Consider the following 21465-nt stretch of genomic DNA (forward strand, 5'->3'; position numbering starts at 1 on the left):
TTTATATTATACAGCGGGACAGAGTTGTGCTTTTAGCTCATCTTCACTGGTAAAACCGCGATATCCCTTCACCAACTCTCCCTTTGCATTTAACAGCAGTAGGATCGGGGTTGCGGGTATGCCGCCCATTTCTTTGAGTAACTCTGGCGGTGCGCGGTAGGCTTCAAAGGGAAAATTAAGCCGGAATAGGGCACGCTTTAGTGTTAAATGATCGCCATTCACCCCCAGTGCAACAGGGTGAATAGGCTGACCACAATCTTGCTGTAGTTTTTTGAGTACTACGGATTGTTTGATACACCAAGGGCATTCAGGCTCAAAAAACATGATTGCCGTAGGCTGGCCCTCAAGATGGGAAAGGTGAGTGAGTTTTTGGTCACGCAGAGATTGAAACTGATAGTCGCGGGTAAGCTGCGCCGCCTGTAGAGGCGCGGCGCAGCAAACTAGCACTAATATGATTTGACGTAACATTAGAAGGCTAACTTCATGCCGGCGTAAATCTCTCTGCCACGCAGCGGTCCGTAGATATATCCCACGTCAAAGGCACCTTCAGCATCGTAAAAAAGCGGTGTTTCTTCATCACCCGCTTGGGTGTAATCAAATAAATTGCTGACACCACTGTAAAGGGACAGATATTCATTTAACTGATAGCTAACACGTAAGTCTACTGTGAGGTAAGACGGTGCATCCGTGGTCTTTTTAGAGTCAGGATCGACTTGACCATTGGCATCTAAACGGTTGTAACCTTCATAACCATATTTGGATAAATCACGACTGCCCACCCAAACAACATTAGCGAAGAATTCCCAATCGTTGACATCCAAGTCAAAGGTGAGCGTAAGCCTTTCCTCTATTGGTGCAATTGCATAGGATGATTTGAATACCGAATCGTAATCAAAATGCTCAGCCGTTAGGCTTAATGTCATGTCATCGGTTAAGCGGTAGCCTAATGCAATATCGCTGGTGATCACCGTCGCTTTTTCATCGAGCTGAGTGAGTAATGGAATACCAAGGTCATTGGTGGTTAATGCGGCAAGATGCTCCACCTCTGTCCATGCGATAGAGGCGGTAGAGGTGAGTTTTTCACCTTCATAACTTAATGCATAGCTGGCTGAGTTTGAGCGTTCTAACTCGTCGATATCAATGTCAAAACCCAGTGAACCGTCTAATATGCCGTGGTCGGTTTCAAAGAAGGAAAGTGGGGCACGATAGCCTCGTCCTGCTGAGACCCGAGAGGTCCATTCATCATTGTGACGTAGGCGTACATCCAGTCGTGGGGACAGAATGGATTCATCGAGTTCAGTACCCGGTTTGTTAGGATCGGTAAAATCGGCGGTGATAGTGTCGTAACGCAGTGCCATGGCAATTTCGAGTGCTTCAGTTGCTTGCCATGTATCCTGTATATAAACCCCTTTCACATCATAATCAAAGGAGTCAGAAGCATAATTGGGGTTGGCGCTGCCTGCGCGGGAGTGGGAGCGCATTTCTTCGGTGCGTAAATCCGCGCCAAAGGTCAGTAGTTGGTTTTCTGTCAGTAGATAATTAAAACGCGCATCGAAGAACCACATTTTGTCTTCGGCGGTATAATCAAAACCTTCATAGAATGAGTCTTGCTTATGTTCGGCATAGCTTGCGGCTAAATGCATATTCCAGTCATCGCTGAATTCTTTAAGCCAAGCTAATGAAGCCTCATTGCGCTCTGTTTTGATCCATTCAGTGGTTTCCCATGCTTTACCTGTAAATGGTTTGCGAACATCCCCATCTTCAAACAGTTGTTGTGGTTCACTAAATTGATCGTCAAAACCGGATAATACATTGCCAATGCTTGAGGCTGTGCCATCGGCAAAGGTGCTCCCTAACATAGGCCCACCAAAAATTTCTGATTGAATATTGGCAATACGTAACACGAGATTGTCTGTGTCTGTGACGTCCTGTGACACTCTGGCGGTTAGGCTGCGGTTTTCTTGCTGCGGCGCTTCGTTGACCTTGTTATGATCGGCGTCAAACTGATCTCTATCATCGTATTGGGCAACTAAAGTCGCACGGGTACGGCCATCTTCACTCACTCCCTTACCTAGGAAGCCCATTTTCCGATAACCATTTTCACCCGCAGATACATCGAGTTCGGCACCATTTTCTGTGGGTTCGTAGCTGATAATATTGATCGTGCCACCAATCGCTTCGGGAGCAATTAATGACGCGCCCGCCCCACGGGCAACTTCAATACGTTCTATCCCTGTGGTAGGGATAGCATCTACGGCATAGTAGCCCGAGATCATGGTATGTACAGGTAAGCCATCGACTAAAATCGTGGTTTGCTCGCCTTTCATACCGTTCAGCATAATGCGTTTAACACCACACATTGAGCATTCGTTAGAAACCTTTACTCCCGGCGAGTTATCAATCGCTTCTGATAAATTAACGGCATTTTTGTTTTCAATCGTGGTGGCGTTAATCACCTCGGTTTTCATTATGGTATTGGCTAATGTTCCTGCTTGTTCTAGCCGCTGCCTAACTCCGATAACACTCATACGTTCAATATTTGCTGTTTCAGCGCTATCAACTTCTTCAGCGACCACCAGTTGTGGGCTGAGTAAAATGGCTAAGATTGTGGCCAGATAAGTAGGTTTCACTCTCGTTTCTCCGTAAAATAGAAAGTGGCGCCATAGTATGCGAATGAGAATGGTTATTATTTGATGTGGATCGTGTTTTTAACATCTTTTTAAAACACGTATAAACGAGATGATAAAAATTTGATTAGGATCTTTTTTCAGAGGTATTGAGTATGCAGACCGCAGATGAATTTATTGAACATTTAGCACTAGAGCAGCACATTGAAGGTGGATATTACCGCTCATCCTACCGTTCTGATATGCTGTTTGATGACAATCGTGCACTATGGAGCAGCATTTATTTTCTACTGCGAACGGGGGAAGTGTCGCATTTTCATCGCCTCACGGCTGACGAGATGTGGTATTTCCATGCGGGGCAATCATTGACGATTTATATGATTTCTCCCGATGGCGAATTAACGACCGCGCAATTAGGGCTCGATTTAGCGGCGGGTGAGCGCCCACAGTTTTTAGTGCCTAAGGGCTGTATTTTTGGTTCAGCCATGAATCAAGCGGGATTTTCACTGGTGGGTTGTATGGTGTCCCCTGGGTTTACCTTCGAAGATTTCGAGTTATTTAGCCAAGAAACATTGTTAGCGCAATATCCGCAGCATAGAGATATTATTCTGCGACTTAGTAGAAGTGAGCACTGTTAAAGTTTAATTGTTAACATGACCTAGGTTGTTGGGCATAAAACAACCTTATTGTGCTGGATATTCCAATAATGGCGTAATAGGACTTGTCTATTAGTGTTTAACCACGTAAAACAAGTTTTTTTAGCCTACCTCGATGTAGCAAGTGTGATGGAGTAATTGAATTTGGAACACTTAGTGTGGGGGCCCGATCCTGTATTAATCTCGTTTATGGGAGTCAAAATACATTGGTATGGTGTCTTGTTTGCTGTGGCGATCACTGCGGGTTTTCAGGTGATGAAGCGAATGTATATCAAGGAACATCTCGATCTCGAATCCCTTGATAATCTGCTGATTTATTGTGTGGTTGGTATTGTTGTTGGCGCGCGCTTAGCCCATTGTATTTTTTACGATCCCGCATACTACTTCTCCCATCCATTGAAGATTTTGGCGATTTGGGAAGGTGGGCTTGCCAGCCATGGTGGGGGACTCGGGGCAATATTGGCCTTATATTATTACCAACGTAAGGTGAAGCTGCCCTTCCTCTTTTTATTGGATAGGCTGGCGATTGCGACTGCCATTTTTGGCTTTTTTGTGCGTATGGCGAACTTTGCCAACTCAGAAATTTTAGGTGAACCCACGACTCTGCCTTGGGCCATTATTTTTAACCGTGTTGACATGTTGCCAAGGCATCCGGCGCAGCTCTATGAGGCTTTTGCTTATTTAGCTATCTTTATTGGTTTGTATGCTTTGTATCAATATACGCAGATTAAACAAAGGCATGGGGCAATATTTGGCTTATTTTTGGTTTTGGTATTTAGTGCAAGAATAGGCATAGAGTCGATTAAAGTGAGCCAAGCGGCTTACACAGAAACACTGCTCAGTGCGGGACAACTGCTTAGCTTACCTTTTTTAGCTGTGGGTATCGTCTTGCTGCTATTGGCGTATCGAAAGCCGCGGACATAAGTCCTAATACCATTGGGGTAAGAATAAGGCTTTCTATTTCAATAGGAAGCCTTTTTTATTTATATCAATCGTATTAAACCTAAGCCATTAAGGAGATCGCTAGGATTTTTTCACAATATTGACTATCTGCACCATGGCATCCCGAGCGGAGCGGCTCACTCCTGCGAGTTGGAAGAAGCCGTGGATCACTCCAAGATAACGGCGGCAATGGGCATTTACGCCAGCCTCTAATAGATGTCTAAATAGCTGCTCCCCCTCATCGACAAGCGGATCAAACTCAGCGGTGATGATATGGGTTTCGGGTAAGCCTGCTAAGTCATCGCGGCGCAGTGGACTGGCTTCAACGTCGGTTCTAGGGTGCCAATCGAGGTACATATCAAATCCCGTGAGCAAGGTATCGCGGGTGATAATGTATTTTTCGCCATTATCACTATAACTCTGGCTTTTGGCAGTCGCATCGAGCATAGGATAAATAAGTACTTGTTTTTGTGGCAACCATTGCTCTTTGGCTTTTAAACGCAGGCAAGTGACTAAGGCTAAATGGCCGCCCGCACTGTCGCCCATTAGGGTGATATTGTTTTTATCGCCACCCCATTGTGAACAATGTTGATAGATAACCTCGGCGGCATGGAAGGCATCGTCGTGGGCGGCGGGATAAACGTGTTCAGGAGCGAGGCGATAATGAACGGCAATGACCAATGCTCCTGCATCATTGGCGAGTTTTCGCAGTTGCTGATTATGGGTTTCAACACCGCCACTGACAAAGCAGCCACCATGGTAGTAAATGACAACGGGTAAATTGTTTGCCGCCGAAGGCTTAAATAAGGTGAGTTCTGCGCCATCGATTGAAACTGAGCGAACCTCAAATACCTCTTCAGGTTCACCTGCCAGTACTGTACTGGCAATATAACCTTGGCGACGTTCTGCTATTGTTTGGGCCCGCACCGATGGACAACCTGCTGCAATAAATTCGCCGACTAATTGTTTAATTCCTTCTTCCAAATAGAGTTGGCTCATTTTGTTCTCCTAAAATTCGATTGTATTACTGCGCTGTTCCGCTGCGGTAAATTGCGTCGCTTGCGGGAGTTTATCCCTCGTATCATACAAATGGTAGTGACCTTGTCAGACCTTATAAAAAATAAATGGTAATAAAATTACCATTACAATTGACTGTTAGTGTTAATGCGCTTAAATTTCCGCCTAAATCCGGCTGTCAGTCTGGTTTTAACTGAATAACGCTTGTTTTGTGAAATTAATTTTCAAAAAAGTAACATTAAAGTGTTATTTATGGATTAGTGACGCATGTGGTCGTTCTCGGTTATTTTGGGGATTGGCGACATAAGCGGTAAAACTGAACAAAAACTCTCTTACGATTTCATTCTCCATTTAGTAGGCATTTCTGTGGCAAAAGCACCCAAAACATTGCAGCAGCGCATGAGTATCGTGGCGCTGACTTGGCCTATTTTTATCGAGACCTTGCTGCAATCCTTGCTTGGAATAAGTGACATTTTTATGCTCAGCAACTATTCCGATAATGCGGTTGCTGCGGTTGGGCTCACCACTCAGTTGATGTTTTTTATGATGGTGATGTCCATGATGGTGAGCACGGGCGCGAGCATTTTGATTAGTCAACACAATGGTGCGGGACAACCGCAGCAGGCGATTGATATTGGTGTTGCAAGCATTGCTTTGAGTCTCGGCTTAGCCGTGGTGATGGGCGCCTCAATGTTTTTAGGTGCTAAGAGCATTATCGGTTTATTCGCCCTTGAGCATGAGGTTGCAGGCTTTGGATACGATTATTTAGTCATTTGCGGCAGCTTGAGCATAGGGCTAGTGATGAACATTGCCTTCGCCGCTATTTTGCGTAGTTATGGCTTTACCCGCTCGGCCATGTTAGTCACCTCGAGCACGGGCTTGATGAATGTGTTAGGCAATTATATTGCCCTGTATTCTCCCTTTGGTTTGCCTGTATACGGGGTAACAGGGGTGGCGATTTCTACTGTGACCAGCCAGATTATCGGTGCCTTTATTATGCTGATGGTGATCCGGCATAAGCAAATCCCGCTGCCGCTGCAACGACTTAAGCTCTTACCGCGCAGCACTTATTGGCGCGTGATGCGCATTGGCCTGCTTAATGCGGGTGAGATGCTGTCTTACAATATGGCGCAAATGACGATTATCTACTTTATCAGTCAGATGGGTACTTTATCGCTCACGGCCTATACCTATGGCTTGAACATTAGCCGTTTTATCTATTGTTTTGCAGTCGCACTCGGGCAGGCGACGCAAATCCAGACTGGATATTATGTGGGTAAACAATGGTTCGATGAAATCACCACTCGGGTGCAGCGTTACTGTTTGGTGGGTTTTATTGCTTCATTGACCATAGTATTGCTCTTCTACTGGCAGCGATTCGTTATTGTCGGCTGGTTGAGTGAAAACGAAGAAGTTATCCAACTAACAGCGTTATTGCTCGCAGGTTCCATCGCCCTTGAAACCGGACGAGTGTTTAATCTGGTGATTATCTCGGCCTTAAAGGGCGCCGGTGATGTGGCATTCCCCGTGCGGATTGGTCTCTTTAGTATGTGGGGCATTGGCGTGTTATTGGCTTGGTTCTTTGGCTTGCATTTAGGTTATGGCGTGTTGGCTGCTTGGCTTGCCGTTGCGGCAGATGAATGGGTGCGTGGATTGATTATGGTGCAGCGTTGGCGCTCGGGTCGCTGGCAGCGTTTTACGCGTATTCCGCCAGTAACCCCAGCTTAAACTGTTCTGATATCAAAAAGTCAACGCTTATTGTTTGCCCCATTTACCCGATTTCAGCAGTTCATTTTTAAATTGTAGATACCTTGGGTGCCCTTCATAGGTTTCGATTTCCATAGTGCTATAAGGGGCAAAAATAGCCCCTGGAATTTGGAATCCTCTAGTAAGAACGTCTTCTAATGAAGGCATAAAACATTCTTTAATCGGGTCAAAATGGATTTTATAACTGGCATAGCCGCGCTCAATAAATCTATCGGTTATGGTTTTGAATAGCTGTCCAAAAGGTGTGTCGAGCGTCTCTGGCGTGGAGTAATAAAAGCCTTGTCCGTACCAGTAGAGTAATAAGGCGGTACCTGCATCGCAGAGTGGATGTTCGATAATCGCCCTGACTATGTCGGGATCATCGTCATCCCAATTCAAGTTGGCCGCGACAAAATGCACTTCCTCCATACTTTGTAAGTCACTGATACAGGTGATTTGTGTCGCCGCTTTGCCAAAGTAGGTACTGTCTTGATGTAAAAAGTCGTAATCGGGATCGGCGAGTAATTTGGCGAGTTGTTGTTGATTGGCAAAACAGCCAAATTCTGCGCATTCATAGGCGCGAATAAATTGTTCTTGTGAGAGTAATTTAGCCAAGGGAATCCTTTCTTTTTATAGAAAATACAGTTTATAAAAAATACAACGCCAGCCTTTACGTAGTAAAAGGCTGACATAGAAGAAAAGGAGCGTAAAACGTTACGCTTGCTGTTGCAGCAGGGTACGGCACAGCTTAATAAAGTCCGATGAAGTGACGATACCGAGCACTTTTTTATCGGCATCGACGACGGGCAGGCAACCAAGTTTGTTCTCGATAAAATATTCCACCACAACGGTTAAAGGCTCATCGGCAGTTAAGTGCTGGAATTCTTTTTCCATAACAGTGTTAATCGGTGTGTAGCGTTCTTTGCGATCGAGTGCCCCTTGGCCGTATTTATTGAGCATAGACAGCACGCTGGCAATCATTTTTTTGTGGGTGAGTATACCTACAAGGGTGCCATCGGTTTCAGAAATGACGGGCAGATGGCGAACATTACGGGTTTGCATGAGATGATGGGCATCTTTTAGGCTGGCGCCATCGCTAATGCAGATGGTGTTTTGGCTCATAATATCGCTGACTTTCATCATATTAAATTCCTTCCTTGCGGTTCGCGAGCATCTGTCTTATGCCTTATAAAACGGGCTGAATTTAGCGTAGTTCGATGTTAGCAGCTTCTTCGCCCACTGTGCTAGTCCTGCATCAATAAAGTAGAACGCCTAGTATAACCATTTGAATTGATAGAGATCCTAAATGGATTATTAGGATGTCACCAATATGTAACAGTTATGTCCCACAATCTTGGCCTCATTAGACCTCATACCTGTAAATGTGAAGCGTAATCTAACAAGGGAATAATAATGAATCGTACCGTGACTCGTCGTGATTTTCTGGCTATGTCGGCCAAAGGTGTTGGCGTTGCTGTTATTTCCTACGGCTTGATGGGCTGTAGTGATAATGATGATAATGCTGTCCCCGCGCAATTTCTTCATGGGGTAGCCAGCGGCGATCCAGCCCATGATGCCGTTATCCTATGGACTCGTGTAACACCCGAGTCACAAGGTGATGTGAAAGTGAGTTGGCAAGTGGCGAGTGATGCGGCGTTTTCACAGTTAGTCACCACGGGTGAAATGGTGACTAATGCCAGCCGTGATTACACGGTTAAAGTGGATGCCCGTGGTTTACGTGCAGGGCAACACTATTTTTACCGCTTTAAGACGGGGGATAAAACTTCAGCGTTAGGTCAAACCCAAACTTTGCCAGAAGGTGAAGTCAGCTCAGTAAAGTTAGCCGTACTTTCTTGTTCTAATTTCCCTGCGGGTTACTTTAACGTGTATGAGTTAGCGGCGGCGCAGACCGATTTAGCTGCTGTGGTGCACTTAGGGGATTACATTTACGAATATCCTCGCGGTGGTTATGCCAGTGAACATGCGGCAGAATTGGGCCGAGAAGTGCTTCCCGCCAATGAGTTATTGAGCTTAAGCGATTATCGTACCCGTTATGGCCAGTACCGCACCGATGCGAGTTTGCAAAAATTACATGCCAAAGTGCCTTTTATCACGGTATGGGATGACCATGAAGTCGCTAACGATACCTGGCGTGATGGTGCTGAAAATCACAACGAAGATGAAGGGGATTTTACTGCTCGTAAAGAAGCGGCATTACAGGCTTATTTTGAGTGGCTGCCCATTCGCCCGTGGCGTGAAGGCAACCATGAGGAGATTTACCGCAGCTTTAGTTACGGTAACTTAGTGGATTTACATATGCTCGATACTCGCGTGTTAGCGCGGGATAAACAGCTCGATTATGCTGATTATATGGATGCCACTACAGGCACCTTTGATGGCGAGCGTTTTCTTACGGATGTGACATCAACCTCGCGCACGTTATTAGGTTTGACACAGTTATTATGGTTGCAAGGTACATTATTACAGGCAACGGGTAAGTGGCAGGTGTTAGGTCAGCAAGTGTTAATGGGTAAAATGTCATTACCTGCGGCGATTGCGACTCAGCAGATGAGCATTCCCCAATTTGCTATGTTAGGGGCTTTAGCTAAGTTAGCGGCGCGTGCAGCGGCCAATGATCCCACCTTAACGGCCCAAGAATTACAATATCTCCAAGCCAACCAAGCCTTATTAACCCCAGAAGTGATAGCCCTGCTGCAATTGCCATCGATTCCCTATAACTTGGATGCCTGGGATGGTTATGCCTATGAGCGTGAAGTGATTTTAGGTACGGCTAAATCGAAAAATCTCAACCTAGTGGTGATTGCGGGTGATACCCATAACGCTTGGGCGAGTGAGCTTAAAGATATGAAGGGCGATACTGTTGGTGTGGAGTTTGCGACGAGTTCGGTATCCTCGCCGGGGCTTGAGTATTATTTGAATCTCCCTGCAGAACAGATCCCGGCAACCGAAGCGGCGATTGTCGAGTTAGTGCCAGATCTTAAGTACACCAACTTAAAAGACCGCGGCTTTATGACGCTGACATTCACTCCCGATGCGGTGCGCAGCGATTGGCATTATGTGGACACGATTTTGTCGAAGGATTTCCAACTTGCAACGGCGCGTAGTTACAGTGCGGTGACGAAAGCAGGTGAGCACACGATTAATCCTGTGAGTTAATGCCTTGGCGTGTTCTATGTTGGCTACCTTAGGGTGGCCTTTTTTGTTAGTTTCATCCTAAAAATACAAAATAAATGGCTGTTACCGCCCAAGTTCTTATTATTACTGCAGCACTGCGGTTTTTTTTGGTATAAAATTCGCTCCCAAAATTCGGCGGCTGCCTACACTTGCTAGGACTCTTGTGAAGAGAATGCTGTTCTCGTGTTTTGGACGCCGAACAGACCTACTAGGTAAAAAGCATTCGCTTTAGCCACCTAAAAATAAATAATCGCGATGGGGACGGTGTCATGTCAGAAAAGTATTTTGTTACCGCACAGCAACTGCTGGAAGATTCATTTTTATTAGCTTCACAAGTGTATGAGAGTGGTTTTCGTCCGCAGTTTATCGTGGGTATATGGCGTGGCGGGGCTCCAATTGGGATTGCAGTTCAAGAGTTTTTCGATTTTAAACAAGTAGAAACTGACCATATCGCCGTGCGTACTTCCTCTTACTATGGTATTGGTACCGACAAGCAAAGCAAAGAAATCAAAGTGCATGGCCTGCATTACATCGTTGAAAATGCAAATGCCAGTGATGGATTATTGATTGTCGATGATGTGTTTGATTCAGGCCGTAGCATCCATGCATTAAAGGAAAAGTTAAGCCAGCTTATGCGCTTAAACATGCCACAGGATATCCGTATTGCTTGCCCTTACTACAAACCGAAAAATACCGCCGTGCCTTTAAAACCAGATTATTACATCCACGCTTCTGAAGATTGGTTAGTGTTCCCCCATGAAGTCACGGGATTAACGCCTGAAGAAATTGCTGAAGGAAAAGGTGATTTAAAGAATATTCAGCACCTCTTTAAATAATTTTAAAATTCATATCAATACAAATGCGTTAGCGGTCGCCGTTAGCGCATTTTGCTTATTTAGGCCAAACTTGCCAAGCTAGTATGTGACTGGATTTTAGAAATGTTAGGCCGCAGAGTTAAATTGACCTTAGTGGTATTGCAAAGCTGAGGTCGTGATGTTCAGTGTCAGAACGATAGATGAATATGTGAAGCTAACATGAATATTTTCACTCGAGCGATCTTTCTAGGCTGAAATCAAGTAAACTGCGCTCCTTTTGTTTTATGATGAGCGTTTGGTTCGCTTGATAAGACAAACGTGACAAGCATCATTTAGGAAACAGAGCAGAATGAGCAAGGGTAAAAAATACGATTTTCGCGTAACACAGGGCGATAATGGTTGGAAAACTGAAATCACACGTCGCATGACATCCACTAAAACCGTAGTGTCTAAAAGTCACGATGGTTTTGCGACCGAAGCCGAAGCACAAGCTTGGGGTTTAACTGAATTACAAGTGTTTTTAGGTACGTTAACTGAGCGCAATAAACGTCGTTCAGAGAAACAAGCTAAAGCAAAATTAGCGGCAGCATTAGCGGCTGAAGCGGCAACTGATGCCGATGATCTTGATGAAGATGATTTCGACGAAGAGTAACACTCATTCGTTTATTTTTGTCTTATCAGCGAGAGTGACCCTAAAGCGGCATTGATGCTCTGGATGAGTCATTCTGGCTATCAACAATAAAAGGCGGATCTTAGGTTCCGTCTTTTGTGTTTTTATTCTGCGCTAATTTGTTCTGCTCTACATTGAGCTGATAGCCTCATTTCACCTCATTTCCTCTTTTTAGTGTGCTCCCGAGTATTTAGCTTGTTCTAGTCTATTCAATATCGATATCGCTATTACCTTGTTTTGATAACACTTCAGCGCGATTACGTATTCTATACCATTAATAATTAACGATAATTATTATCATTTAATTTACTTGGATTCGGGTCTGTGTTCATATGTAGGGAATTCGAACGCACGTTTAACTTTTTAACGGTAAGGAAACTCCTATGAAACGACTTCAATCCAGTTTATTGCTGTGTTTGTCAGTTTGGACCTCCATGAGTTATAGCCAGACCCTAGATACAGAGGCGTTGCGATTGTTACAGGTGTCACTAGACGATTCGATGTTAAATACACAAACTCAGTTAACCAATACTAAAAGAGCTTTAGCATTAGATCTAAGCCATCAATATGCGCAGCTTGAACCTATTTTACAGATGGAAATAAACCAGTATCAGCTAGCAGTGAATGCTGATGCAATCCTATCCCAACATACGCTTAATAGTCAGGTGATGACCAAAGCCGATGCCTCTATCCGCCGGGCGAAAGGGCTAAACTTAAGTGCGCAAGCGGATTCGTTGGTACAAGTGCGTTTGGCAGATGCGACTATGTTAGGGGCTTGGCAGCAAGGAGAATTGCCCTTATTTGCCTTTGAACCTGAGGGAGACGAGCGTCAGTGGGATTATATTGAAGCCTTTGATATTTATGGACAGGTGCATCAGTTAGATGTGTATAACCTGCCGCAGCAGCCAGTGTTTGTGGTTGGTATTGATAGTAAAAAAGCCTTTATTGCTGGATTAAAGGTGATGCGATCTACTTTTGCCGAAGCACAAGTTAAACAAGGTGACAGGGCCTTTTTGAACCGTTCATCAAGTAAAGCGGTCGCCGATAAACCTATTTCAACTACAGTGATCAAGCAGATATCTTTGAAGGATGATCATGAACCTTGGATTTCTGGGGCTGCCGAGATTTATGCCATAGTGACAGGAGTTGACCCGAGTCGCGATAAACCAGTGCTCGATATTGTCGAAATGCCCTATTTAGATTATGCAGATACGACTTATTATCCAAATCAAGTCATTATTCATTGGGAGCGTTATCGCTGGGCTGCTGCGGATGTGATTTTAATGGAGCACGATGATGGCACTAACTATAAAGTGCTGGCGACTAAGTTGTTGGAAGCGGCTGAGCAGATCTTAAAATCCATCCCCGATCCTGAAGCTCAGGGCTATGCACTGATCCCACAAATCACTAATGGTATTCTAAGTGCGATGCCAGATGCGTGGTTTACTAATGACGATGATTTTGTCGACGTATATTACACATTACAAGAAGGGCTGGATTATCCTAACTTGAATGGTGCTAATGGCAATGCGATGACGACTTTTTCCCCGCTTGTTATTCAACCTAGGCATTAAAAACTTACGGCTATCCCGTCCTAAGATAGAAAAAGCGGATCCTAAGATCCGCTTTTTTGTAAAGTGAACGCGAGCCTAGCTCAATCTATGCACTTTATTCTTTTAGCTTAAAACTGCCTTGCATAATTGCCCAGTGGCCTGGGAAGCTACAGAAAAATTTGTAATCTTCCGCGGCATCCATTCCTTCTGTACTAAAGGTGATTGAAGTTGATTCACCGCCGCCTACCAATCCAGTGTGTGCTATTACGCGAGTATCATCTGCTTTTACATAGGCAGCATCGGCACCGGCACTCATTCCATCATTAGCGGCACCTGCCATATCAGCGGCTTTTGTTAATACCCAGTTATGGCCCATGGCAGCCTTTGGTAGGGTGCCTGTGTGTGTCAGAGTGAGGGTGACTTCTTTACAACTCGCAGGGACTGACAGTTCTTTTGTGTCAAATTGCATTGCATCAGTGGCAGCAATCTTCAACTCACATTCATTGGCACTCGCTTGACTCGCGACGAATAATCCTAAACCTAAAAGACTCACACTGGTTAGGTTACGTAAAGAGGTGCTCTTTGCTTTCATCTGGTACTTCCTTATTTAAACAAGGGGAAGTTGAGCCGTTTTGGCTCAACCATGCGCTGAAAGAATAGCCAATTTGTATTAAATGGGAATGAATTAGTTTAGTAAATTATGTATATACAACTTTCGACTGAAAGCCGTACAGTGCGACAATCTGTCGCACAAATGAGTGCCTAGTTAGGGACTTCGTGGCGGTAGGGGATGGCCCGTTGTGCGCCTTGGCGAGTCACCGTCATGGCGCTGGCGGCATTGGCAAATCCCACGGCAGCATCAATCGACATTCCCTCACTTAACCCGACAACTAAAGCACCATTAAAGGTATCACCCGCCGCAACGGTATCAACGGCTTGTACATTGATGGCGGGTATGAGCCCGGTAAAATGAGGACTGCTGATATAAGCACCCTTTGCCCCTAAAGTGATAACCACAATACCTACGCCCTGTTGATGCAGCAATTGTGTTGCAAGATGCGCATCATCGAGGTGATTAATCTCGACGCCAGTCAGTGCCGCGGCTTCGGTTTCATTTGGGGTAATAATATCCACCCATTGAAGATAATTAGGTCCTAATACTTTGGCTGGAGCAGGATTTAATACTGTCGTAACGCCCAGTCTTTTCGCCATTTGTAGCGCTTTCGCTACCGTCGTCAATGGGGTTTCTAACTGGATAAGCAGGTACTGTGCATTCGCAAATAGGGCATAATAATTTTCTAAATCTTCAGGTAACAGCTCCGCATTAGCACCTGCGGCAACGCCAATGGTATTTTCACCGTTGTCACCGATAAAAATCATGGCCGTTCCAGTACTCATATTGGATGTTTGAGTGATCCCTTCTGCACTAATGCCGTCTTTTAGCCAGCTTTGGAGCATATCATCGCCGACGCTGTCTTTGCCTAAGCGGCAGATAAAATCAATGTGCGTATCTGGCTTGGCTAAACGTGCGCAGGCAACCGCTTGATTTGCTCCCTTACCACCGTGTTCAAGACGGTATTCTCGGCTCATCAAGGTTTGTCCTGCGGCGGGTAGGTATTCAAATTTCATCACATGGTCGGCATTGGCACTGCCGATAATGAGTATTTGACTCATAGACGATCCTCTGTCGTTGTTATTTGCGATTGAGATAAGTTGGGTCATAAACACTGACACTTTCTACGAGCAAATCGACAAAACCTTGCCTATCGAGCCCAAATAATACCGTAGCATTGGCGGCTTTACCTGTAAGCTGATAGCGATCAACCACTGTCATGCCTAGGGTCAACTCACTTTGGGTTTCAATACTGACCCAGCAATCTTGCGCTTCAAATAGTTCAGGTTTAAGCAACCAAGCAATAGTGCAGGGATCATGCAGTGGCGCGCCAATAAAGCCCCATTTAGGATCTCTGTGGTAAATCATAAAGAAATCCAATAATTCGGCGACGCACTGAGCAATGGGATTTTGAATCGCGCGAATGCGCTCAATATCTTCATCCATGATCTGCGCCTGATGGGTTACATCGAGCCCACACATGGTAATGGGAATACCTGATTTGAATACAATATCGGCGGCTTCGGGGTCGACAAAAATATTAAACTCGGCGGCTGGGGTCCAATTACCGACACCGGCTGCGCCGCCCATTAGCACTATGCGCTCAATCTTATGGTGTAATTCACTGTGACTAGCCAGCAATAGGGCGATATTTGTCAGCGGCCCTGTGGGAATTAATGTGACAGGTTTTGTACTGTGGCGAATTTGCTGCGCCATTAACTCCACTGCGGTAATGGGTTGAGGGCTAAAACTTGGATTAGGTAATACAGGACCATCGAGTCCTGTTTCCCCGTGAACATTGTCGGCAATAATCAGTTCGCGGGCTAAAGGTTTGATCGCACCACCGGCCACAGGGATATCACCGCGATTTAACAGCGTTAAGATCCGTAAGGCATTATTGAGGGTTTTATCTGGGGTTTGATTGCCTGCGCTAGTTGTGACGGCAAGGGGAACAAGCTCTGGGTGAGCTAAAGCTAATATAAGCGCGATAGCATCGTCATGGCCGGGATCGCAATCCAGAATAATAGGGCGAGTCATACTGTTACTCCTTTAAACAGATACTGTGGTGCATTAGAGTAGCATGCTTAATATTTTGAGGAAGTTAGATTATTCGACTCAAGAGGCAAAGTGTGAACTTTTGCGCCTTTTCGCGATAAGCTGCTAGAATCGCGCGCATTTTATTGCTGTAAAAATTGAGTGCTGTAAAAATTGAGCGATACAACAAATACAAGGAAATAGTAATGCGAGCTAATCGAATCTCTTGGCCAATGGCTGTGCTAGCGGGCATGGTTGTTGTACAACTCGCAGGCTGTAGCGACCCTAAACCTACGGCTGTAATTGAAAGCAATAACGAATCATTAGTGCAGTTTGATAACGGTAAACTCATTCAATTGAAGGAAAAACCGAGTCCACAATACCGTCATATTCCCTGTGATTTACCCACGCTAGCCTCCGTTATAGCAAATAATATGGCTATTGCAGCTATCACCCAAAATGGCGATGTGATCACTTGGGGTAACAGTTTTAGCGGCGGCGATAGCCGTGAAGTGACAGATCAACTTAAAGATGTCATCCAAATTGTGCCAGTTAAGGACGGCTTTGCTGCGCTGCGTAAGAATGGCACTGTGGTGTACTGGGGTAATGCGGGGAAATTGAGCCTCGACAAAGCACTACAAAACCGCATGACCAATATTACCAAGTTGTTCGCCAATCAAGAGGCCATTGCTGCTCTAGATGCCAATGGCAAAGTACACACTTGGGGTTATGGCCCGTATGGTGGTAATAGCTTACATGTGCAGGATCAGCTTATTGATGTAATTGATATCGTTGCTGCAGGGCGAAGTTTTACGGCACTAAAAAAAGACGGTAGTACTGTGATTTGGGGAAAAATTGAAAGCTCTACCAATATGAAAAAGCTGCTACCGCAACTTAAGGATGTCGTCAGCGTCGAGTACACTCATGGTACCTTTGCTGCTTTGAAAAAGGATGGCACTGTCGTGACTTGGGGGCATAGTAGTGATGTTTATCCTATTCGCGGTGCGTTACAGGATGTGGCCAGTATTACGACAAATCGCTGTGCCTTTGCCATCTTAAGTCCTACGGGTGAGGCGCACTTTTGGGGTAATTCAACGAACTGCGGTATCGATTGGCTCAAACAAACGGGAATTAAAGGTGTGAGCAGTATTGTTAGCGTAGATACAGGTTTTTTGTTATTGCGTGACAATGCTGTACCGCAAATTATCGTCGACGATACTGACTACGCTTATCTGTATGGTTTTCATTATGCCCAAGACATTCTCAATCAATATTGGCAGGAAGGGAGCCGTATTATCAGCGGGCAAGCATCATTTGTGTTTATTCGCCCAGATGGTAAGGTCGTGCCAGTAGGCTATCGAGCTAATCTCGAAAATGTCCAGAAGTTAATAGCAAGCATTCCGCGATTAACTTGGTTAGGTGCAACAGATGATGGTTATGTCGGGCTCAGTGAAAAAGGAGAGTGGGTATCTTGGTCGATGAATACCGATACGTTTGCTACATCTTCTGTAAAGGTTGCCGATTCACTCGTGATTAAGCCCCTCGATTTTTCGGCTCCAACACAATGTGAAACGCAGGAGCAGCGTCAGGACATTTTGAGTAAAGAAAGACCAAATCCTGAAGTTAAAATGTGGTCGTTTAGCGAATAGGTGCTTGTTTGAGTTTAATGGACTTTCATCCGTATAGACGTCTATAATGCTCGCGCTTGATGTAGAGTAGATAGGTATAAAGAAATGAATGACGTTTCTTTAGCCCTATATATCAAATTTTTAGTCAACCTTCTGAGGTGCTTGCGTGCTCAAGCCGCGAGATAATCGGGAAGCCAGTGAGATTCTGGCACTGCCCCCGCAACGGTAAAAGGTGAGAGAAGACCGCGTTTGATAAGTGAGTTCAAGACAGAACCCGATAATCAGAATGTGAAAGGTCAGTCTCGCGTTAATCCAACTTTTAATGGATTAACATAGCCTAAGTCCGGAGACCGGCCCTAAAGGTGTTTTTGAGATTTCGGTGGGCAGATCTCAAAATGCGATAATCACCGTCAGTATTTACGCTTAATCAACGGTATCGTGGCGTCAATGCCCCGTTTTCCTTGTAGGAGTTAAAGGTAAAATGGGAACAAATCCAACTAAAATCGCGCTGCTGATCGGCAGCCTTTGCAGTTTTTCAATTATCGCGCCCGCTCTGGCGGCCGACGATACCCATACCGCTAGAGTCGATGAGCATCTTGTCGTGATTGGCCGTACAGACAATACCCCGCTAAACATTGCTGCCAATGTGAATGTGATTGATGCCGCTGCAATTGAAATGAGCGGTGCAACGAGTTTGACTGATGTACTACGCGGTCGAAGCGGTATTCAAATTTCGGATAATAATATTGGGACTAGCTTTGCGATGCGCGGTTTTAGCGCCAGCACTGCTGTTAACAATACACTGATTTTACTCGATGGCCGTCGTCTGAATAATATCGATATCGCTGCGCCAAGCCTCAATGCGATTCCGCTTAACCTTGTTGAACGTATTGAGATTTTATCGGGCAGTGCGGGTGTGCTTTATGGCGACCAAGCTGTCGGTGGGGTGATTAACATTGTGACTAAGTCACCCGAAAACACTAGCGGCAGTGTGCAATTATCGGGTGGCAGCTTTGATACCTATGAAGGTCGCGGTGATATATCTGGCGCCATCAATAAAGACTGGCGTTACTTTTTTACAGGTAGCTACAACCAAGGTGATAACTATCGCAAGCATAATGCCAATGAAACTGGCTCAATTTTAGGCCGTATTCAATATAAAACTGATACAGATGCTTTTTTTGTTGAAACCAGTTATTACGATGATGACCGTGAAAATCCCGGTTCACTTACCAAAGATCAATTTAAACAAAACCCTCGTCAATCTTCCAATAAAAGCGAATATGTCCATGAGATGACCACAGCGGCGCGCAGTGGTTATGAGCATCAGCTTAACCCAAATTGGGCCTTAGCGGCGGATCTGGATTATAGCGATACCTTAGTGACCTCGCTGAACTGGGGGGCAGGTAGTCATAATACCCGTTCTCTCTTAATGTTTAGTCCTAAGGCCTTAGCAAATTACACCACTCGCCAAGGTGAGCTAAATCTAGTGGCAGGTTTAGATCTTAGCCGTGGTAAGGCCGACTATAACACTATGGCGCGTAGCAATGTGCAAGAAATGCAAAGTGCTTATGTACAGGCCACAGTGCCATTAAGCCACAGCTTAAGCTATGTGGTAGGTGGACGTTATGCGCGGGTGACCGACGAGTTAGTCGATGGCAATGTCTATCCAAATGGTATTGATTTAGATGAAGATGCCACTGCATTCGAGTTCGGTCTAAACTATCGCCCAAGCGCCGAGCACCGATTCTATCTACGCGGCGATGAAAACTTCCGTTTCGCTAAGGTCGATGAGCAAGCCTACACCCCGAAAGATGTCTATGGCCTAAAGCCGCAGACGGGCCGCTCCTATGAGGCGGGTTGGGATTGGACTGTTGCTAGCCAAAGCCTGCGCGTAAGCTTATACCGCCTCGATTTAGAAGATGAAATTGTCTTCGACCCCAGTGCGGAAAAACCTGTTGGTGGTAGTTTCCAAGGCGCGAACGTCAATGCCGATGCCTCACGCCGTTATGGTGCGAGCGCAGACTGGGATTGGCAGATCACTCAAGCACTGCAATTAGGGCTTGAATATAACTATATCGATGCCGAATTTACCGATGGGGTGAATGATGGTAAAGCACTGTCTTGGGTGGCAAAACATACTGGACGTGGTTATATCAGTATGGATTTCGCCGAGCATTTCCAAGTGTTTGCCGAGGCGATTTATACGGGTAATCGTTTTATTGAAGGCGATAATGCTAATGAAGGCGATAAGCTGGCAAGTTATGTGCTCGGTAATTTAGCCTTAAATTATAATCGTGATGCTTGGTTAGCGAGTCTACGCGTCGATAATTTGTTCGATAAAGAATATGTTAGCTCAGGTTATTATGGTGGTGGTTTGTGGGATAGTTATTATTCTGGCCGAGGCCGTGATATCCGTCTAACCTTAGGTTATCGCTTCTAATTACTTAGAAAATATATTTAGCCACCTTTAAATAATTTTTAAGGTGGCTTTTTTACGCTTAAATGATGCCTATTACTTAAGTGCAGATTGATTGTCTATATCATCAAATAAATAGTTGAAAACAAGATTTGATTCTAATGTTTCGATTGTTTCTACCGTAGATTTTTTCATTGTTTTATAGGATGCAACGATCCCATGTTTACCCAAGGTGACTTCAGAGCTTACCTTTTTGCCAGTGCCTACTTTAGCACCATCAACATACCAATCAGCATCGACATTGCTAGTCAGTGTGACGACTGTAGACTTCAGGCCAAGTTTGTCATTGAGCATAGACTCGATTTTATTGTTATATGACGGTTTAAAAGTCATATTAACTTTATAGTGTAATTCACCATTCATATTCATACTTGCATCAATTACTTTATATGATAGAAGAACACTTTTATCGCTAAGGAAAGGATCTGAATTGATAGTGTTTTTAACAGTATATTTTTCAGTGTCTTTTAAACAATCATTTATAGATTGAAACTTAGAACAGGTCATTGAGCTTTCTAAGTCAATAGATTTAACATTTTCAGCACTTGATAATTCAGTTATAATACGATTTACGATTTTCTTTTTTAATGAAGAAAGCTGTTCTATTTTCTGTAAGCGTTTACTATTGATAATGTCGTACTGTTTTAATATTTCTTGATAATTTTCTTTATTTTTAATTTCATCACTGACAGATTGTTTTTCAAGTGAGTCAATGTTTTTAACTAAGGTTTCAATTTGTTTGAAATAATTGCTAGCGTTATTATCTTTTAAAATTGCATTCGGCAACTCTAATATTGCTTTATTATAATTCTCTTTTTCATTTTTAATATTTGTAAGTAGTAATTTGTAATCATACTCATTTTGTTGATGCTCAGATAATCGATTATTTACAGATATCAACAAATTATCAATGTCAAATTCTTGCTTGATCTCATTTACAGCTTGAGTTTCAGTTGTTGTTATCAATTCTATGGCGAACGAGTTACTTACAAAAAAGCATAACAAAGCAATTGTAAATTTACTGTATCTCATCTTTCTCTCCGTTAAGTTATCTGAAACAGTCAAAACGCTTGCCATTTCTGAGTTTTGAGCAAAAAAAACGCATTTTATCCATAATACTTAAGTTAATTTTTCTTTTCAAATAGATTGTTTTTGTTGATTTTAGTCACATTTGATTGTTTTTTGATATGAGTTTAGCGTGTAATTGTGATCTTTTGGTGGTTTTAAACTTATTTTCTTTGATTGTTATTCAGCATTAATTTGAATATAAGTTATTTTTTAGGAAGTTAGTGGTTACTTTTCAATGCGTTATGTTTATTTGTGCTGATGTTTTTAGCTTTTGTTTTTTCAGGATAGAGTTCAGTTTAGCCGTTTATTTTTGATTAGCTTTTAGGGTTGCTGTTATCGCTGTATTTGTGTGCAGATGTTGAGCAACATGGGCTGTAACTTAACTATAACCAAGTTGGTTTTGTTGTAGAAATGGTGTTGAG

Annotated in this window: 18 protein-coding genes and 1 riboswitch; of the genes, 9 read left to right on the forward strand and 9 right to left on the reverse strand. The window is 44.1% G+C overall.

What is annotated here, in order from left to right; genetic code table 11:
- Positions 1-6: 6 nt before the first annotated feature.
- Complete coding sequence (locus SPUTW3181_RS03890; protein ID WP_011788130.1) at positions 7-468, reverse strand: TlpA family protein disulfide reductase; 462 nt, start codon at positions 466-468, stop codon at positions 7-9.
- Positions 468-2630 (reverse strand): TonB-dependent receptor plug domain-containing protein, encoded by a 2163-nt coding sequence (locus tag SPUTW3181_RS03895; protein WP_011788131.1) that lies wholly within the window; start codon positions 2628-2630, stop codon positions 468-470. The genes SPUTW3181_RS03890 and SPUTW3181_RS03895 overlap by 1 nt, the downstream gene beginning before the upstream one ends.
- Before the next feature lie 152 nt (positions 2631-2782).
- Here SPUTW3181_RS03895 and SPUTW3181_RS03900 point away from each other — a divergent pair, with 152 nt between their 5' ends.
- Both SPUTW3181_RS03900 and lgt read left to right on the forward strand, forming a co-directional pair.
- A complete protein-coding gene (locus SPUTW3181_RS03900; RefSeq protein WP_011788132.1) occupies positions 2783-3265 on the forward strand; it encodes a cupin domain-containing protein in 483 nt (160 codons plus the stop codon).
- 162 nt (positions 3266-3427) lie between these two features.
- Positions 3428-4207, forward strand: coding sequence for a prolipoprotein diacylglyceryl transferase (gene lgt / locus SPUTW3181_RS03905; protein ID WP_011788133.1), 780 nt, complete (start codon positions 3428-3430; stop codon positions 4205-4207).
- A gap of 99 nt (positions 4208-4306) precedes the next feature.
- Here the strand turns inward: lgt and SPUTW3181_RS03910 are convergent, their stop codons facing one another.
- A complete protein-coding gene (locus tag SPUTW3181_RS03910) occupies positions 4307-5224 on the reverse strand; it encodes an alpha/beta hydrolase (RefSeq protein ID WP_011788134.1) in 918 nt (305 codons plus the stop codon).
- Positions 5225-5608: 384 nt separating this feature from the next.
- On the opposite strand from SPUTW3181_RS03910, the gene SPUTW3181_RS03915 reads away from it, so the two are divergent.
- Complete coding sequence (locus SPUTW3181_RS03915; RefSeq protein ID WP_025007542.1) at positions 5609-6970, forward strand: MATE family efflux transporter; 1362 nt, start codon at positions 5609-5611, stop codon at positions 6968-6970.
- A gap of 27 nt (positions 6971-6997) precedes the next feature.
- Here the strand turns inward: SPUTW3181_RS03915 and SPUTW3181_RS03920 are convergent, their stop codons facing one another.
- Complete coding sequence (locus tag SPUTW3181_RS03920) at positions 6998-7603, reverse strand: DUF4274 domain-containing protein (protein WP_011788136.1); 606 nt, start codon at positions 7601-7603, stop codon at positions 6998-7000.
- A 99-nt stretch (positions 7604-7702) separates the two neighbouring features.
- Entirely contained in the window at positions 7703-8128 is a 426-nt protein-coding gene (locus SPUTW3181_RS03925) for an HPP family protein (RefSeq protein ID WP_025007544.1), read from the reverse strand.
- Between the two features lie 273 nt (positions 8129-8401).
- On the opposite strand from SPUTW3181_RS03925, the gene SPUTW3181_RS03930 reads away from it, so the two are divergent.
- From SPUTW3181_RS03930 to SPUTW3181_RS03945, 4 genes are all read left to right on the forward strand, one after another.
- Positions 8402-10165, forward strand: coding sequence for an alkaline phosphatase D family protein (locus SPUTW3181_RS03930; RefSeq protein WP_011788138.1), 1764 nt, complete (start codon positions 8402-8404; stop codon positions 10163-10165).
- 287 nt (positions 10166-10452) lie between these two features.
- A complete protein-coding gene (locus SPUTW3181_RS03935) occupies positions 10453-11019 on the forward strand; it encodes a phosphoribosyltransferase (RefSeq protein WP_011788139.1) in 567 nt (188 codons plus the stop codon).
- A gap of 328 nt (positions 11020-11347) precedes the next feature.
- Positions 11348-11650, forward strand: coding sequence for a DUF3622 domain-containing protein (locus SPUTW3181_RS03940; RefSeq protein WP_011788140.1), 303 nt, complete (start codon positions 11348-11350; stop codon positions 11648-11650).
- 401 nt (positions 11651-12051) lie between these two features.
- Positions 12052-13242: a DUF3103 domain-containing protein gene (locus tag SPUTW3181_RS03945; RefSeq protein WP_011788141.1), complete on the forward strand. Its 1191-nt coding sequence runs from the start codon at positions 12052-12054 to the stop codon at positions 13240-13242.
- Positions 13243-13336: 94 nt separating this feature from the next.
- Here SPUTW3181_RS03945 and azu read toward each other — a convergent pair whose 3' ends face one another.
- The 3 genes from azu to rihA form a co-directional block, all read right to left on the reverse strand.
- Entirely contained in the window at positions 13337-13813 is a 477-nt protein-coding gene (gene azu / locus SPUTW3181_RS03950) for an azurin (RefSeq protein ID WP_011788142.1), read from the reverse strand.
- Between the two features lie 170 nt (positions 13814-13983).
- A complete protein-coding gene (gene rbsK / locus SPUTW3181_RS03955; protein WP_011788143.1) occupies positions 13984-14895 on the reverse strand; it encodes a ribokinase in 912 nt (303 codons plus the stop codon).
- A gap of 19 nt (positions 14896-14914) precedes the next feature.
- Positions 14915-15871 carry a pyrimidine-specific ribonucleoside hydrolase RihA gene (gene rihA, locus SPUTW3181_RS03960; RefSeq protein WP_011788144.1) on the reverse strand — a complete coding sequence of 319 codons (957 nt, stop codon included), beginning with the start codon at positions 15869-15871 and terminating at the stop codon, positions 14915-14917.
- 203 nt (positions 15872-16074) lie between these two features.
- Here rihA and SPUTW3181_RS03965 point away from each other — a divergent pair, with 203 nt between their 5' ends.
- The gene (locus SPUTW3181_RS03965; RefSeq protein ID WP_011788145.1) at positions 16075-17517 is read left to right on the forward strand and encodes a hypothetical protein; all 1443 of its coding nucleotides are present in this window, start codon (positions 16075-16077) and stop codon (positions 17515-17517) included.
- A gap of 118 nt (positions 17518-17635) precedes the next feature.
- Positions 17636-17870: riboswitch (cobalamin riboswitch) on the forward strand.
- Between the two features lie 107 nt (positions 17871-17977).
- A complete protein-coding gene (locus tag SPUTW3181_RS03970) occupies positions 17978-19939 on the forward strand; it encodes a TonB-dependent receptor (protein WP_011788146.1) in 1962 nt (653 codons plus the stop codon).
- A gap of 72 nt (positions 19940-20011) precedes the next feature.
- Here the strand turns inward: SPUTW3181_RS03970 and SPUTW3181_RS03975 are convergent, their stop codons facing one another.
- The gene (locus SPUTW3181_RS03975; protein WP_011788147.1) at positions 20012-21007 is read right to left on the reverse strand and encodes a hypothetical protein; all 996 of its coding nucleotides are present in this window, start codon (positions 21005-21007) and stop codon (positions 20012-20014) included.
- Between the last annotated feature and the right edge of the window lie 458 nt (positions 21008-21465).

This window comes from Shewanella sp. W3-18-1, assembly GCF_000015185.1.
In the GTDB taxonomy this organism is placed as follows: domain Bacteria; phylum Pseudomonadota; class Gammaproteobacteria; order Enterobacterales; family Shewanellaceae; genus Shewanella; species Shewanella putrefaciens.

Bases quoted from the DNA above. Each gene is read 5' to 3' on its own strand.
- SPUTW3181_RS03890 (WP_011788130.1), bottom strand. From the start codon at position 468: ATGTTACGTCAAATCATATTAGTGCTAGTTTGCTGCGCCGCGCCTCTA.
- SPUTW3181_RS03900 (WP_011788132.1), top strand. From the start codon at position 2,783: ATGCAGACCGCAGATGAATTTATTGAACATTTAGCACTAGAGCAGCAC.
- SPUTW3181_RS03910 (WP_011788134.1), bottom strand. From the start codon at position 5,224: ATGAGCCAACTCTATTTGGAAGAAGGAATTAAACAATTAGTCGGCGAA.
- SPUTW3181_RS03925 (WP_025007544.1), bottom strand. From the start codon at position 8,128: ATGAAAGTCAGCGATATTATGAGCCAAAACACCATCTGCATTAGCGAT.
- SPUTW3181_RS03930 (WP_011788138.1), top strand. From the start codon at position 8,402: ATGAATCGTACCGTGACTCGTCGTGATTTTCTGGCTATGTCGGCCAAA.
- SPUTW3181_RS03935 (WP_011788139.1), top strand. From the start codon at position 10,453: ATGTCAGAAAAGTATTTTGTTACCGCACAGCAACTGCTGGAAGATTCA.
- SPUTW3181_RS03940 (WP_011788140.1), top strand. From the start codon at position 11,348: ATGAGCAAGGGTAAAAAATACGATTTTCGCGTAACACAGGGCGATAAT.
- SPUTW3181_RS03945 (WP_011788141.1), top strand. From the start codon at position 12,052: ATGAAACGACTTCAATCCAGTTTATTGCTGTGTTTGTCAGTTTGGACC.
- azu (WP_011788142.1), bottom strand. From the start codon at position 13,813: ATGAAAGCAAAGAGCACCTCTTTACGTAACCTAACCAGTGTGAGTCTT.
- rbsK (WP_011788143.1), bottom strand. From the start codon at position 14,895: ATGAGTCAAATACTCATTATCGGCAGTGCCAATGCCGACCATGTGATG.
- rihA (WP_011788144.1), bottom strand. From the start codon at position 15,871: ATGACTCGCCCTATTATTCTGGATTGCGATCCCGGCCATGACGATGCT.
- SPUTW3181_RS03965 (WP_011788145.1), top strand. From the start codon at position 16,075: ATGCGAGCTAATCGAATCTCTTGGCCAATGGCTGTGCTAGCGGGCATG.
- SPUTW3181_RS03970 (WP_011788146.1), top strand. From the start codon at position 17,978: ATGGGAACAAATCCAACTAAAATCGCGCTGCTGATCGGCAGCCTTTGC.
- SPUTW3181_RS03975 (WP_011788147.1), bottom strand. From the start codon at position 21,007: ATGAGATACAGTAAATTTACAATTGCTTTGTTATGCTTTTTTGTAAGT.